The sequence below is a fragment of the Marinobacter algicola DG893 genome (genome assembly GCF_000170835.1).
Taxonomy (GTDB): domain Bacteria; phylum Pseudomonadota; class Gammaproteobacteria; order Pseudomonadales; family Oleiphilaceae; genus Marinobacter; species Marinobacter algicola.
On the sequence record NZ_ABCP01000062.1, the window covers coordinates 1 to 15068 of the forward strand.

A 15068-nucleotide genomic window follows, 5' to 3' on the forward strand; every position below is an offset into this window, starting at 1 on the left:
CCTGTCCGACAATACTTGGCAGTTAACTCTGACGACATAACCCGCTACTCAGGAGCGTAGACCACTTCTACATCGTAATCATCGTCATCGAAGTCGTCGTCATCATCGTCATCCTGACGGGCTTCGCGGCGGATCTGCCGCTCGGCTTCGATTCTTGCTCGCGCCTCTTCGTCCATTTTCCGGCGGCGTGCGGCTTCGCGCTCGGCAAACTCGGGGTTCTCCGCTTCTTCCTGGGCCTGATCTTCTATCCAGCGCATGACGGCCTGAGTCAACGGCTTGGTGCCCTCGCCGCTGAGCGCAGAGATGCTGAATACAGGACCTTTCCAGTCAAGCTCATCAATGATGGCCTGGCAGTGGGCCTCACGGTCTTCTTCAGAGACCATATCTACTTTGTTCAGAACCAGCCAACGCTCGCGACTGGCGAGGGTTTCGCTGAATTTTTCCAGCTCGTACTCAATCGCACGTACACTTTCTACTGGCGAAGACCCGTCGTAAGGCGCCACGTCCACGAGGTGCAGCAGCAAGCGTGTGCGCACCAGGTGCTTGAGGAAACGGATTCCCAGCCCTGCACCTTCCGCCGCGCCCTCTATCAACCCGGGAATGTCTGCGATGACGAAACTCTGGTGAGCCTGCACGCTGACCACACCGAGATTGGGCACCAGGGTCGTGAACGGATAGTCCGCCACCTTGGGGCGGGCAGCTGACACGGAACGGATAAAGGTGGACTTGCCGGCATTGGGCATACCCAGCAGGCCGACATCCGCCAGCACTTTCAGTTCCAGCCGCAGGTTCCGAAGTTCACCCTCGGAGCCTTTTGTGGTCTGACGCGGAGCGCGGTTGACCGAGGATTTGAAACGGGTATTACCCAGCCCATGAAAACCGGCCTGGGCCACTTTCAGGCGCTCACCGGCACGGGTCAGATCCCCCAACACTTCGTGGGTATCCATATCCACAACCGTGGTACCTACCGGCACCGGCAACACGAGGTCGTTGCCCTTGATGCCAGTGCAGTTGCGGCCTGAGCCCGGCTGCCCATTCTCGGCTTTGTGCTTGCGCTGGAACCGGTAATCGATCAGTGTATTGAGCGCACTGTCGGCCTCCAGGTACACAGAGCCACCGTCGCCACCGTCACCACCATCGGGTCCGCCTTTGGGCACGTATTTTTCACGACGGAAGCTCAGGCAACCGTGGCCGCCCTTGCCCGCTTCTACAATGATGGTGGCTTCGTCTACGAACTTCATCAATCAACCCTTTGCGCCCTGCGCATAAACTAAAAAGCCCCGCAGCCTCATGGAAGCTATGCGGGGCTCCAGGTGGCTCTGATATCAAATCATATCAGGGCCACCGAAGGTTCGACAGAACCCGAGATCGCCGCTGCTTACGCAGCCGGAACGATACTCACGAACTTGCGGTTCTCCGGACCCTTTACCTCAAACACCACCTGTCCGTTTGCGGTTGCAAACAGAGTGTGGTCCTTGCCGAGGCCAACGTTGTGACCCGGGTGGAAACGAGTGCCACGCTGACGAACGATGATGCTACCTGCAGATACAGTCTCGCCGCCGAAGCGCTTCACACCAAGTCGTTTCGACTCGGAATCGCGACCGTTACGGGTACTACCTGCTGCTTTTTTATGAGCCATTACAAGCCTCCTTATCTAAGGGGTTACTCGAGGGTCTTAGCCCTTGATACCCGTGATCTTGACTTCAGTAAACCACTGACGGTGGCCCTGACGCTTCATGGAATGCTTCCGACGACGGAACTTGATGATCTGGATCTTGTCGTGACGGCCGTGGCTAACCACTTCCGCAGTCACTTTGGCACCATCAACAACCGGCGCACCTACCTGAACCTTGTCTCCATCGGCGATCAGCAGAACGCGGTCAAACTCGACGTTGCCGCCAGTTTCCACTTCCAGCTTTTCCAGCTTCAGAGTTTCGCCTTCTTTTACACGGTGCTGCTTACCACCGCTAACAATAACTGCGTACATTAACGTTCTCCGCGATTGACCCATCCCTGCTCTTATCCACCTGGTTCTAAGGGAAGCGCTTCGGCAACCCTATAGCAGGGAGCGCAGGTTGGGATGAGTTGGGCGCGTGATTGTACGAAAACTGCCGCCGCTTTACAAGCCAAGTTGACACCGATCATCGCAATACCTAGCATTGCGGCACCCGCCTATTTTTCCAACGAAAACACCAGACAAGGGATCGGACCAGCCGCATGACAGCCCAGCGTATTTACGACACCGTCGCGGACGACTTCAGCCGCGTCAACGACCTGATCATCAAGCGGCTGTCATCCGACGTTCCCCTGGTCGAGAAAATTGCCCAGTACATTATTGAAAGTGGTGGTAAACGCTTGAGACCACTGCTGGTTTTACTCTCAAGCCGAGCACTGGGCTACAACAAAGACGAGCACCTGAAGCTTGCCGCCGTCATCGAGTTTCTCCACACCGCCACACTCCTTCATGACGACGTGGTAGACACCTCCGACATGCGCCGGGGCCGTAGCACCGCCAATGCGCGCTGGGGCAACGCCCCAAGCGTGCTGGTAGGTGATTTCCTCTACGCCCGCGCCTTCGAAATGATGGTGGAACTCCAGAATCTGAAAATCATGGATGTGCTGTCCCACGCCACGGCGGTGATTGCCGAGGGTGAAGTCCTCCAGTTGATGAACGTGAAAAATCCGGATGTCAGCGAAGACAAGTACATGGAGGTCATCCACAACAAAACCGCCATGCTGTTCGAAGCCGCTTCCCACACCGGCGCCCTACTGGCCGGTGCAAATGGGAGCCAGGAACAGGCGTTGAGCGCCTACGGCAAGCACTTGGGCCTGGCTTTTCAACTGGTGGATGACGTACTGGATTATCGCGGCGATGCCGAGGCCATGGGCAAGAATGTTGGTGATGACTTGGCGGAGGGCAAACCCACCCTGCCACTGATTTATGCCATGGCCAACGGCAGTGACGATGAGAAACAACTGATACGCCAGGCGGTACGCAAGGGGGGGCTAGATGACCTAGCCAGGATTCTGGACATCGTTAACCGCTCCGGCGCATTGGAATACACCATGGAGCGCGCAAAAGGGGAAGCGAAGGCAGCCCTGGACTGCCTGGAAACCCTTCCCGAATCCGACCACCGGAATGCACTTGCACTGCTTACCGACGTCGCCGTCGCACGGGTCAGCTGATTGGCCCCAGCGCTTTCCGGTTATGGGCCGATGTGAAATCAAACCTTGGGCCCTCCGGCACAATCTGTGTTGGATTGATCGTACGCTGACTCACGTAGTAGTGCCGCTTGATCTGTCCGATATCGACCGTATCCGCCACGCCCGGCACCTGATAGAGATCCCGCACATACCCCGAAAGCGCCGGAAAGTCCGCAATTCTCTGGCGATTGCACTTGAAGTGACTGAAGTACACAGCATCGAATCGAATCAACGTGGTAAACAGTCGCCAATCCGCCTCAGTCAACCGATTGCCAGCCAGATAACGCTGCCCTGAAAGCCGATCCTCCAACCAATCAAGAGATTCGAACAACGCCCCGTATGCCTCTTCGTATTTATCCTGGGCAGTCGCGAAACCGGCCTTATAAACGCCATTATTCACCGTGTGATAAACCCGCTCGTTCACCTCATCAATCTCACCGTGCAACTCTTCCGGATGAAAATCCAAGTCACTCCGAACGCCATCCAGCCCGTCAAATGCCGAGTTGAACATGCGGATAATGTCTGCAGACTCATTACTGACAATCGTCTGCCTTTCCTTGTCCCACAGCGTCGGCACCGTTACCCGCCCGGAATAATCGGGCGCAGCCTTCAGATACACTTCGTACATGAAGCGCTTACCATTGGCCGTGTCCCGATGCGACTCGTCATCCGGCCGGAACTCCCAGCCATTCTCTAACATATCCGGATGCACAACCGACACCGAGATATGTTTCTCGAGCCCCTTGAGCGCACGAAAAATCAACGTTCGATGAGCCCAGGGACACGCCATGGAAACATACAGATGATACCGGCCCGACTCCGCCGGAAAGCCACCGTCCCCGGCTGGACCCGGCGAACCATTCGCCGTTACCCAGTTGCGGAACCGGGCGGCCTCACGCTCGAACTTACCGCCGGTTTTCGAGGTGTCGTACCACTGATCATGCCATTTGCCGTCGACGAGAAGTCCCATAAAGCCTCCACTTGATACTCATTTGGTGATCGGAAAAGACGGCGAGCACTGAGTTACTCAAGGGAATTGGAGCAGGCCTTTGCAAACCGAGCATTGCCAAGGATGGCAATGCCGAGCCCCCATGGATGGGTTTACGGCGTGTTTGCAAAGGCCAGCCTCAACTCCCGCGCCCCCAAACTCCGGTCACAAGAAACTAGAGGAAGAATACCGGCCACCCTGCTACGCTCTCAAACAATCAATTCTGGCCATCACCATCAGATAATTCGAACATGCACACAGCCATCACCATCGACGCGCTCAAAGTCTTGGATGCCATCGACCGCAAAGGCAGCTTCGCCGGCGCCGCCAACGAACTCTTCCGCGTTCCTTCGGCAATCAGTTACACCGTCCAGAAACTCGAAGAAGACCTCAACGTCGCCATCTTCGACCGCACCGGTCACCGAGCCGCACTCACTCCGGCAGGCCGCTACCTGCTGGAAGAAGGCCGCACTCTCCTCGAAGCCGCTGAAAACCTGGCCCACACGACCCGCCAGGTGGCACAGGGCTGGGAAACCCGACTGCGAATCGGATTCAACTCCCTGTTACCGGCTGAATGCCTGTTTCCCGCAGTAAAAGAGTTTTACGAACTGGGCGTGCCGGTGGAGGTGCAACTGGTGGAAGAAGTCTTCGCCGGCTCCTGGGATGCGCTGCAAAGCAGGCGAATTGACCTGATTGTCGGCGCCGACCAAGTGAGCAAACCTGCAGGTTCCTTCAACACAAAACCACTGGGAAACATGACGTTCGTCTACGCAGTAGCACCGGACCACCCTCTGACAAGGGTCTCTCAACCTCTAAGGGAGGAGGATATCGTTCGCTTCCCCGCGGCAGTAGCCGCAGACACTTCCCGCTCCTTGCCCCCCGGCCACGCCGGCATATTCCGCCGTCAGCGAACCGTGACCGTTGCCAATATCGACCAGAAGATCGCTGTGCAAAAAAACGGCCTCGCCGTCGGTTGGCTCCCGGAAGCACGCGTGCGCGATCAACTGGCGAATGGCAGCTTGATAGCGCTCGAAGTCCACGAACCCAGACAGGCTATCCAGCTTCACCTAGCCCGCCACGCTGAGGATCAGGGGAAGGCACTGATGTGGTTCTGGGAAAAGCTCGGAGAATCATCAGACATTGCCGCCTGGCTACAGCCCTGAGCAACCACCAAAAGTAGTCCTGACTTCACAGCACGCGCCTCCGGGGCAAAACGGCCAACAGAATAGTGGCACAGTCGTTTATACTGCCCCCACGCAAGAACCTGTGAACGGAGCTCAAACCATGCGGCAGCTGTCGGAACTGGATGCCTCATTTCTGTACCTGGAGTCCGAAACCGCCCCCATGCACATTGGCGGCATCTATCTTTTTGATGCCCGGGAATGCAGAAAACCGCTGGCCTTCAGCACCTTTGTCGCCTATCTGCGAAGCCGGCTCCATGTAGTTCCTCTCTTCCGCCAGCGCCTGAAAGAAATACCCTTACGGCTGGGGCGCCCCTACTGGATTGACGATCCAGACTTCAGTATCGAGCGGCACCTGGCTTATGTGAACCTCGGCAACCACGGCAAAGTCGATAGCCTGATGGAACTGGCGTCGCGAATTCTGGAAGAACCGCTCAAACGGGATCGCCCGCTATGGCACATCACGTTTGTCGACGGGTTCCAGCTAGACGAGCATGCAGACAGTAAAAGCTTCGCGCTCATCGTGAAACTCCATCATGCCGCCATTGATGCGTTCAGTGGCGAGGAAATCATTGGCAAACTTCTGGAATACTCACCGAAAGCAAGAGCGATAGAAACACCGCGCCCCTGGCACCCACAGCCGGAACCGTCAGAAGAAAGAGTTATCCTCCAGACCGGTGCAAATCTGCTGCGCAAACCCTTGCAAATGACGTCCCTCGCCATAAGTGCCGCCGAAGCCACTGCTCGCGGACTTATCCAAAAGCAGATGCGAAAGCTGCCGTTGCCGTTCCCCCTTTTTTCAGCGCCTCACAGCCCGTTCAACCGCCAAATTACCGCCAATCGCAAGATCGTTTCGGCCAGCCTGGACCTGTCCCGGTTAAAGGCCATTAAAGCAACACTCGGTGATGTAACCCTGAACGACGTTGTCCTCGGCCTATGTGCTGAAACGTTAAGTCGATACCTGGACAGGGGCAATGCCACAACGGAACGCTCGCTGGTAGCGATGACACCGATTTCCGTGCGCTCAAGCAGCCTTCGCAAGGCCACCGGCAACCAGATGTCCGCCATGCTACTGGACCTGGCCACCACCGAACCCAATCCCGCCGAACGAATTCGGCGCATACACTGGAATGCGGTGGAATCCGAGCCCTACCGCGAAGCCATTGCAGCGGACAGGCTGACAGAGCTCCTGCCTTCCACCATGCTGGCGCTCTCTGCGAGACTGTATTCCGAACTGCAGATTGCGCAACGATACCAGCCGGTATTCAACCTTCCGATCACCAACGTACCCGGGCCGCAAGTGCCGCTGTACTTGCAAGGTTCACGATTGGTGGCGCAGTTCAACTCCGCCCCCCTGTTCGACAGCATGGGGCTAGTGATCGTCGCAGTGAGCTATCAGGGCAGCCTGACGATCAATTTCACCTTGTGCCCAGACGTAGTGGCTGACGGCGACTCACTGCCGGAACTGCTTGAAGACAGCCTGAAATCGATCGAGTCGGCGGCCGAGACACTGCCACCGTATGAAGAAGACACGCGCGAGTACCCTGACAGCCACCCTACTCTGACCGACGAGGCACTAAACGTCATGGAAGGTGCTCTGCGAAAAACGTTCAGGCGATTTCGCAACTGAACAGCAGTGACGAGCGGCAGAACCGCCGCCCGTCAGAATGGCATGTTACTCGAAGGCCCAACGCAGGAAGGCGCGCCTTTCTTCCTCATTGGCCTGATCCCAAAGTGACTTGAGCTCACCCAGAGTACTCATGGAGTCGGCGCTCGCGCCTCCAGTACTTTCTCCTTCGCCACCAGAGCCGACCGGTGCCCTTGCAGCAGTTCGGGTGCCGGCAGGCTGGCCATCCCAGGCGCTGGCGGTGGCTACAACATTACCGGCCCCATCAACCACATCAGCCGTGAAATTGTTAGCGAAAGTCTCGGCCTCACTCTTGTTGGCAGGAGGCTCGAAACTGAAACGGTAGGTATCCCCCGGTTGTGCATTGATCATCACTGCCTGGGGCGCTGTTTCAACAACGTGCACTTTGGATTCGCCATTACGCACAACGCCGCTCTTGGCCCAGATCGTCTTATAAGTAAACACGACCTGATTGTCACCCGGTAAAAGCTCGTAATTCAGGGCCAGGTCATCCATTAGAAAGTTACCCAGTTTGCGACCATTCACCTGTTGCACCCGGATTTCGCCCGGGGATTCGAGAACGGCAGCCTGTGCGGAGTCCAGGGCGTCACCCTCCCAGGTTTGGACATTGCTCATGGTAGAGCTGCAGCCCGCGAGCAGAACCATGGCAACAAGGGCCATTGCGCTGAATCGTACTTTCTTGAAAAAGACTAAAACGTGATAGATACTCATGCTATATCCTTGTGCTGTTCGCCAGCTTCCACCGGCGGATAATCACTTGTGGTTGAAAGGCATTTTGAAGAGTGGACGAGCCAAGGGCAAGACATGCAGCCTGTTTACAGTAACCCGATGACACTCCGGTTACGGGGAAGGCATCAAGTCTACCCAAAAAATGTAAAAAAATGTTGAATTCGGCGGGAATTGATTTAATTTTAAACAGTCAGAGAATCGAAATAGCGCCCACCCGGTGCAAAAGTGCACCGAAGGGCTCAGGAGACAACATGGATACCCAACGTCGGTCCGGAGAAAACGGCCCCGCACCGTTCCGAAGCAGTCGGTTCTTCTGCGTCGGAAGTAAGTGGTATTTCACCACCCGGGAGGGCTTCGACAGCGGGCCCTTTGCCTCCCGTCAACGCGCAGAAACCGGCCTCAGGCGCTTCCTGCATGTTGTGCGACTTCTTCCGGAAGAGCAACAGGTCCACTGATCTGGAATGCCCTCCAGCCTCAGAAAGATGCTCAGACAATGATCGGCATCAACCACCGGTCAATGGCGAGCAGGCACAGTAACGCCATAACCCCCGCCACGACATCATCCACCATAATGCCCAGCCCGCCCGGCAGATACTCATCTAACCAACTAATAGGCCAAGGTTTCAGCACATCGAAAAGCCGAAACAACGTGAAGGCCATCAGAATGCCGTATATGTTGTCCGGAAAAAGCCCCAACGCAATCCACATGCCCACAAACTCGTCCCAAACGATGCCTCCATGATCGTGGACCTTGAGATCTGCTGCGGTCTTGCCACACAACCAGATCCCAATCACGAAGGCCGACAGGACAACTATCCAGTAAGCGACGGGCGGCAACCAGGCAAAGCAGAACCAGACGGGAATCGCCGCAAGACTGCCCCAGGTGCCGGGCGCCCTGGCCGCAGCACCACTGCCAAACCCAAACGCCAACAAGTGGACAGGATTACGGAGAAACCCTGGCGGCAGCAGAGCTTCAGCGAGCTCCGGTTCCTGGAGGTTGTCGTCGCTGCTCATGAATCAGTTCCTGAAATGGTCGTACCCTCCCGCCGACAGGTTCTCAGTATGGTCTCCCCAGTCAATGGTTACACCCTCCCCGGCAACGACCTCGCCAATAACGGTCAACTCACGCCGGATTTTCTCGGGTAGAATAGCCCAAACCTGTGGAGGCACTGTAACGCATAACTCATAATCGTCCCCGGCGTTCAACGCCAGGCCGGCAGCAGACTGGCCCACAAGGCGTTTCAGATGTTGCGACAGCGGCAAACGGCTCGCATCGATACTGGCCGCAACGCCAGAGGCCTCAAGAATATGCCCCAGGTCTGCCACCAGGCCATCAGATACATCCACCGCTGCTGTGGCGAATCCGCGCAGAGCCGTACCAAGCGCAAGCCTGGGCTCCGGGAAATGATACTTTCGCAGGACCGCCTGCACCTCCGGCCCGGGGCTATCATTTTCAAGGTGGTCCAATGCCGCTCCAGCCTCTCCCAGCGTTCCGGAAACACAGATGCAGTCCCCCACCTGGGCTCCAGACCTGAGAATGGCCTCACCTTTGGGTACCGTACCGTGAACCTGCATGCTCAGGGTCAGTGGGCCACGCGTGGTGTCGCCACCCGCCAGCGACAGCCCAAAGCGTCTGGCCGCGCTTGCCAGGCCGCGCGCGTAGGCGCTAAGCCAGTCTGGATTGGCATCGGGAAGGGTCAACGCGAGGGTAAAACAAACCGGATCGGCCCCCATGGCGGCAAGGTCACTTGCGGCCACGGCAAGACTCCGCCAACCCAGCTTTTCGGGATCGTAGTGGTGGGGAAAATGCACGCCCTCGACCAGCGCGTCCACCGAAAAGACCAGGTCCAGATCTGGTCCAATACGTTGAATGGCGCAGTCATCACCGGGCCCCAGCAAAACCGAGGAGGCGTTTCCAACCTCGGCTATCGGGAAGAAATAATGGCGGATCAGCTCGAATTCACCCATCACTCAGCGGGGACGGGTCTCGGCCAGTCGCAGTCGATGACTGAGCTTGTCCAGAAGGCTGTTGACGAACTTATGACCTTCGGTGCCACCAAACCTCTTGGCCATCTCGATGCCTTCGTTGATCACCACTTTGTATGGAACGTCCAGTCGATGCTTGAGCTCGTACGCGCCCAAGCGCACGATCGCCAGTTCAATGGCATCCACCTCATGGATCGGGCGATCGAGGAACGGCTCCAACAGGCGGTCTAACTCAGCCTGTTCCCGGTGAACGCCCCGGAGGAGATCGCGGAAATAGGCCGCATCCACTTTCGACATGTCGTTGTCGACGATGAATTCGGATTCGATATCGGTAATCGAGCTCTTGCTGAAGTGGCGCTGGTAAAGGCCTTGCATCGCCAGAGCCCGGGCTCTGCGTCTATCGCCTGCCTTAGGTTGGCCCGCCGGGGCCGGTTGCGCGGCACTGTCGTCCGATGCGCTCATTATTCACCCAGCTTTTTGAAGAGGCTGACCATTTCCAGGGCCGTGATCGCCGCTTCGGCGCCCTTGTTACCGGCTTTGGTACCGGCCCGCTCGATGGCCTGCTCAATGGAATCGACCGTCAGCACGCCAAACGTCACCGGCACATCGGTTTCGAGGCTGACCGCGCCCAAACCGCTGGAGGCTTCGCCTGCCACATAGTCGAAATGTGGTGTGCCACCTCGAATAACCGCACCCAGCGCAACAATCGCATCGTGATTGCCGGTTTCCGCCACGCGCTTGACCGCAAGCGGCATCTCATAGGCGCCGGGAACCCGTACAATGGTGATATCGGAATCGGCAATACCGTGACGACGCAAGGTATCAACGGCACCCTCCACCAGGCTCTCAACCACAAAACCGTTGAAACGACCGACAACCAGCGCGTATTTACCGCTGCAGTGAGTAAAATCGCCTTCTATTACTTTAATATCTGCCATGCATGGCTCCTTCATTGACAGCCCCGCCGTTACGATGCAGAACTGCCGGGGTTCATTATTCGGGTGTGTAGGGCACGTATTCCACAACTTCCAGCTCGAATCCGGAAATGGCAGAAAACTTGATGGGCGGGCTCAGCAGGCGCATTTTGCCAACACCGAGATCCCTCAGAATCTGTGAGCCGGTACCAACGGTAAAATAAACACCGGAGCTGCCCTTACCCGCGGACTTCTTATCCTGTTCGAAAAATTCGTGGATACGATCTTCAAGATTGTAGCTGTCTTCGGCGCTGTTGAGCAGGACAACGACGCCACGACCCTCACTCGCCACCTTTTCCAGAGCATGATGCAATGGCCAGCTACGGGAATCGGCGCGGCGGGCGCCGAGCAGGTCTCGCAGAGTATCCGTGATGTGCACACGCACCAACACCGGATCCTCGGCCGCAATATCGCCCATCACCATGGCCAGATGGGTGGAACCCTGGATATTGTCGCGATAGGTTCGCAAGTTGAATACACCGTACTCGGTGTCCAGGTCATACTGCTCAACGCACTCGATGGTGCGCTCGTTCAATGTCCGGTAGTGAATCAGATCCGCGATCGTGCCAATCTTGAGGTCGTGAGTTTCGGCAAATTTTTCCAGATCTTCACGGCGGGCCATGGACCCATCGTCGTTCATGATTTCACAGATCACGCCGGCAGGCTCGCAACCAGCGAGGGCTGCAAGATCACAGGATGCCTCGGTATGGCCGGCTCGGCTGAGCACCCCGCCGGGGTCTGACATCAGTGGAAAAATATGTCCCGGCTGAACCAGGTCAGACGCTTTTGCATCGCGGGCAACCGCGGCCTGGACCGTTCGCGCACGGTCGGCGGCAGAGATACCCGTCGTTACACCTTCCGTCGCTTCAATGGACAGAGTGAACTTGGTGCCAAAACCCGATGCATTCTGCTGCACCATCAACGGTAGCCCAAGCTGTTCGCAACGATGGCGCGTCATCGGCATACAAATCAGTCCACGACCGAAACGGGCCATGAAGTTGATGGCCTCTGGCGTACAATGCTCTGCTGCCATCACCAGGTCACCTTCGTTTTCCCGGTCCTCATCATCCATCAGAATAACCATCTTGCCCTGACGGATATCGTCGATAATGTCTTTAATGCTGTTCAGTGCCATACCGTATTTGCATCCTGTTGGTCTGTCCGCCCGAGTATCGGTGCCGGCAGCCATGAATTTAGTAACCGTTACCCCGGCGCGAGGATCAATCGTTGGTCCTCGCCCAGTTGACGGCGATCCAGCACTTTCCATTGCACCTTGTCCGCCATGGATTCCAGCGGCAGATTGGCCGTGGGGCGGCCGGTACTGCCCAGGAACACCGGCGCCTGGTAGAGCCACAACTCGTCGACCAGACGCTCACTGATAAAGGTGCCGGCCAGCGTTGGACCAGCTTCCACCAACAATTCGTTGATGCCTAACTCCCCCAGTGAGTCGAGCAACTCGCGCACATCAATTCCATTGTCCTTCCAGGCCACACCCGTCAGGCCCACCCCCAACGCGGCAAGGTCCTGTGCCGGCGCCGTTGCCAGTGTTGGGGAGGCACAATACACCTGGACATTGCCACCCTGAAGGATCGTAGCGCCAGGAGGTGTGCGCGCGTCCCGGTCCGCGATCACGCGCAGGGGTTGCCGGGACGGTTCCGTAGCATCGCCAATGTCACCCAACTCAGTTCGACGAACTGTCAGTGAAGGGTTGTCAGCCAGCACCGTGCCCACCCCTGTCAGGACGGCATCGCTGATGGCCCTGAGCCGCTGGACATCGCGGCGGGACTCCGAGCCGGTAATCCACTGACTTTCACCGGAGGCCATGGCCGTCCTGCCGTCAAGGCTCGCAGCCATTTTAAGCCGGACATAGGGTCTGCCGACGTTCATTCGCTTCATGAAGCCGGGATTCAATCGCACGGCCTCTTCCGCCAGCAGGCCTTCCGTTACACGAATGCCCGCCTCTCGGAGCATATCCAGGCCGCGACCGGATACCGAGGGGTTGGGGTCCTTGGTCGCCGCAAACACGTGGGCGATGCCCGCTTCTATCAGGGCTTTGGCACAAGGCGGAGTACGGCCAAAATGACTGCAGGGTTCCAGCGTGACATAGGCCGTCGCGCCACGGGCATCAGGCCCAGCCTGGCTGAGTGCGCGCGTTTCTGCATGGGCCTCGCCTGCTCGCTCATGCCAGCCTTCGCCCAGAACCTTGCTGCCTCGGGCGATGACGCAACCCACCCGCGGGTTGGGATGCGTCGAATAACGACCACGCCAGGCAAGCTGAACCGCCCGAGCCATAAAAGCGGTATCCTGAGCGTCGATCATGCCTGTCCTTCGGAAGAATGGTTATCCGCCAGGGCCTTGGCCACATCCACCGGGTCTTCGCCCGAAGTCGCTGAAAGGCGCTCAATCTCTTCCTTGAACTCGTTGACGTCCTGAAAGCTACGGTACACCGACGCGAAGCGCACATAGGCCACTTTGTCCAATTGACGCAACTCGGTCATCACTTCTTCACCGAGCTGCATGGACTTGACTTCCCGCTCGCCGGTAGCCCGTAACCGGAATCGGATGCGATTCAGCGCCGCCTCGATTTCCTCGATGCTAACCGGACGTTTTTCCAGGGCTTTCATCAGGCCGGCCCGAAGTTTCTCCTCATCGAAAGGCTGACGGGTGCCGTCCTGCTTGACCACCCGAGGCATCACAAGCTCGGCCGACTCAAACGTTGTAAAACGCTCACGGCAGGACAGACACTCCCTGCGGCGACGCACCTGATCACCCTCGGCCACCAGCCGGGAGTCGATTACCTTGGTATCCGCTTCACCACAGAAAGGACAATGCATACTCAGAAGCTCCTGCAAACCCATCGGGCCAGACAGCAAGGCCTGCCCGAAGGCGCAATCAGGCTATTTAGCCGGCGTAAACCGGGAACCGCGAACACAGGCCTTCAACCTGCCCACGAACCCGGTCATTGACGGATTCATCTTCCAGGTTATCCAGGATATCGCACATCCAGCCAGCAAGATCGCGACATTCGGATTCTCCGAAACCGCGTGTGGTCACCGCAGGCGTACCGATCCGCAGGCCGGATGTTACGAACGGCGAACGCGGGTCGTTAGGTACTGCGTTTTTGTTCACGGTGATGTGCGCTCGGCCCAAGGCTGCGTCTGCGTCCTTACCGGTGATGTCCTGTTTGATCAGGCTGACCAGGAACAGGTGATTCTCTGTACCACCGGAAATCACATCAAACCCGCGCGACACAAACACTTCGGCCATGGCCTTGGCATTCTTGATCACTTGCTTCTGATACGCCTTGAACTCGTCGCTCATGGCTTCCTTGAAACAAACCGCCTTGGCGGCAATAACATGCATCAAGGGGCCGCCCTGACCTCCGGGGAATACGGCAGAATTCAGTTTTTTCTGCAGGTCGGCGTCATCGCAGGCCAGAATCAGGCCGCCACGGGGGCCACGCAACGTCTTGTGGGTAGTCGTTGCAACCACGTGTGCATGAGGTACCGGATCCGGGTATACGCCAGCTGCCACCAAACCTGCCACGTGGGCCATATCGACGAAGAGGTAGGCACCGACTTTATCCGCGATCTCACGGAAACGGGCGAAGTCCAGCTCCTGGGAGTAGGCAGAGAAACCCGCGATGATCATCTTGGGCTTGTGCTCTACGGCAAGGTTTTCCACTTCATCGTAATCGATCAGGCCCGTGTCCGGGTTCAGGCCATATTGGACGGCGTTGTAGATCTTGCCGGAGAAGTTGACGCTGGCACCGTGGGTCAAGTGACCGCCATGGGCCAGGCTCATGCCCAGAACCGTATCGCCCGGCTTGAGCAGTGCCATGAACACGGCAGAGTTCGCCTGTGAGCCGGAATGCGGCTGCACATTGGCGTAGGCAGCACCAAACAGTTCCTTGGCGCGACTGATGGCCAGGTCCTCGGCGATGTCCACAAACTCACAGCCACCATAATAACGTTTGCCGGGATAACCTTCGGCGTACTTGTTGGTCAGCGCGCTACCCTGGGCTTCCATCACCCTGGGGCTGGTATAGTTCTCAGACGCGATCAGCTCGATATGAGCCTCCTGGCGTTTCTCTTCCGCCTGCATGGCGTTCCAGAGCTCGTCGTCAAAGCCGGCGATTTTCATATCACGATTAAACATGGATGCGCTGCCCCTATGTGCTTAGCTGCCCGAAAAAATGGGCCGCTATTCTATCTTACAAATGGGTAAAAAATCACCCTTTATGCCGTCCGCAGATACCGACACGCCGCTACCTGCGCTTTTTGCTCAATTGCTATCCCCGGTTGGTTTCGATACCTTACTCGGTCAATATTCATTGGTTGCGGCTACTGACTGTAGAG

Annotated in this window: 17 protein-coding genes; 4 read left to right on the forward strand and 13 right to left on the reverse strand. The window is 57.4% G+C overall.

Going from position 1 to position 15068, the window contains the following annotated elements:
* Positions 1-44 precede the first annotated feature (44 nt).
* The 3 genes from cgtA to rplU form a co-directional block, all read right to left on the reverse strand.
* Positions 45-1241 (reverse strand): Obg family GTPase CgtA, encoded by a 1197-nt coding sequence (gene cgtA, locus MDG893_RS19405; RefSeq protein ID WP_007155543.1) that lies wholly within the window; start codon positions 1239-1241, stop codon positions 45-47.
* Positions 1242-1378: 137 nt separating this feature from the next.
* On the reverse strand, positions 1379-1639 hold the full coding sequence (rpmA, locus tag MDG893_RS19410; RefSeq protein WP_007155544.1) for a 50S ribosomal protein L27: 261 nt from the start codon (positions 1637-1639) through the stop codon (positions 1379-1381).
* Between the two features lie 36 nt (positions 1640-1675).
* On the reverse strand, positions 1676-1987 hold the full coding sequence (gene rplU, locus MDG893_RS19415) for a 50S ribosomal protein L21 (protein WP_007155545.1): 312 nt from the start codon (positions 1985-1987) through the stop codon (positions 1676-1678).
* Positions 1988-2217: 230 nt separating this feature from the next.
* On the opposite strand from rplU, the gene ispB reads away from it, so the two are divergent.
* On the forward strand, positions 2218-3186 hold the full coding sequence (gene ispB / locus MDG893_RS19420; protein ID WP_007155546.1) for an octaprenyl diphosphate synthase: 969 nt from the start codon (positions 2218-2220) through the stop codon (positions 3184-3186).
* Here ispB and MDG893_RS19425 read toward each other — a convergent pair.
* The gene (locus MDG893_RS19425; protein WP_007155547.1) at positions 3179-4174 is read right to left on the reverse strand and encodes a glutathione S-transferase family protein; all 996 of its coding nucleotides are present in this window, start codon (positions 4172-4174) and stop codon (positions 3179-3181) included. The genes ispB and MDG893_RS19425 overlap by 8 nt on opposite strands.
* 269 nt (positions 4175-4443) lie before the next feature.
* Here MDG893_RS19425 and MDG893_RS19430 point away from each other — a divergent pair, with 269 nt between their 5' ends.
* A complete protein-coding gene (locus MDG893_RS19430) occupies positions 4444-5355 on the forward strand; it encodes a LysR substrate-binding domain-containing protein (protein WP_007155548.1) in 912 nt (303 codons plus the stop codon).
* A 121-nt stretch (positions 5356-5476) separates the two neighbouring features.
* Positions 5477-7003 (forward strand): WS/DGAT/MGAT family O-acyltransferase, encoded by a 1527-nt coding sequence (locus MDG893_RS19435; protein ID WP_007155549.1) that lies wholly within the window; start codon positions 5477-5479, stop codon positions 7001-7003.
* A gap of 45 nt (positions 7004-7048) precedes the next feature.
* Here the strand turns inward: MDG893_RS19435 and MDG893_RS19440 are convergent, their stop codons facing one another.
* On the reverse strand, positions 7049-7732 hold the full coding sequence (locus tag MDG893_RS19440; RefSeq protein WP_007155550.1) for a DUF2057 family protein: 684 nt from the start codon (positions 7730-7732) through the stop codon (positions 7049-7051).
* A gap of 269 nt (positions 7733-8001) precedes the next feature.
* On the opposite strand from MDG893_RS19440, the gene MDG893_RS19445 reads away from it, so the two are divergent.
* Entirely contained in the window at positions 8002-8205 is a 204-nt protein-coding gene (locus MDG893_RS19445; protein WP_027830997.1) for a DUF6316 family protein, read from the forward strand.
* Between the two features lie 31 nt (positions 8206-8236).
* On the opposite strand, the gene MDG893_RS19450 is transcribed toward MDG893_RS19445, so the two are convergent.
* The 8 genes from MDG893_RS19450 to glyA form a co-directional block, all read right to left on the reverse strand.
* Positions 8237-8764, reverse strand: coding sequence for a phosphatidylglycerophosphatase A family protein (locus MDG893_RS19450; RefSeq protein ID WP_007155551.1), 528 nt, complete (start codon positions 8762-8764; stop codon positions 8237-8239).
* Positions 8765-8767: 3 nt separating this feature from the next.
* Complete coding sequence (gene thiL, locus MDG893_RS19455) at positions 8768-9718, reverse strand: thiamine-phosphate kinase (protein ID WP_040474816.1); 951 nt, start codon at positions 9716-9718, stop codon at positions 8768-8770.
* A 3-nt stretch (positions 9719-9721) separates the two neighbouring features.
* Positions 9722-10198 (reverse strand): transcription antitermination factor NusB, encoded by a 477-nt coding sequence (nusB, locus tag MDG893_RS19460; RefSeq protein WP_007155553.1) that lies wholly within the window; start codon positions 10196-10198, stop codon positions 9722-9724.
* Positions 10198-10674: a 6,7-dimethyl-8-ribityllumazine synthase gene (ribH, locus tag MDG893_RS19465; protein WP_007155554.1), complete on the reverse strand. Its 477-nt coding sequence runs from the start codon at positions 10672-10674 to the stop codon at positions 10198-10200. Before ribH ends, nusB begins: the two co-directional genes overlap by 1 nt.
* 55 nt (positions 10675-10729) lie before the next feature.
* Positions 10730-11845, reverse strand: coding sequence for a bifunctional 3,4-dihydroxy-2-butanone-4-phosphate synthase/GTP cyclohydrolase II (gene ribBA, locus MDG893_RS19470; RefSeq protein ID WP_007155555.1), 1116 nt, complete (start codon positions 11843-11845; stop codon positions 10730-10732).
* A gap of 68 nt (positions 11846-11913) precedes the next feature.
* A complete protein-coding gene (gene ribD, locus MDG893_RS19475; protein ID WP_007155556.1) occupies positions 11914-13029 on the reverse strand; it encodes a bifunctional diaminohydroxyphosphoribosylaminopyrimidine deaminase/5-amino-6-(5-phosphoribosylamino)uracil reductase RibD in 1116 nt (371 codons plus the stop codon).
* Positions 13026-13544 (reverse strand): transcriptional regulator NrdR, encoded by a 519-nt coding sequence (nrdR, locus tag MDG893_RS19480; protein WP_007155557.1) that lies wholly within the window; start codon positions 13542-13544, stop codon positions 13026-13028. The genes ribD and nrdR overlap by 4 nt, the downstream gene beginning before the upstream one ends.
* A 67-nt stretch (positions 13545-13611) precedes the next feature.
* Positions 13612-14868, reverse strand: a complete 1257-nt coding sequence (glyA, locus tag MDG893_RS19485; RefSeq protein WP_007155558.1) for a serine hydroxymethyltransferase — start codon at positions 14866-14868, stop codon at positions 13612-13614.
* Between the last annotated feature and the right edge of the window lie 200 nt (positions 14869-15068).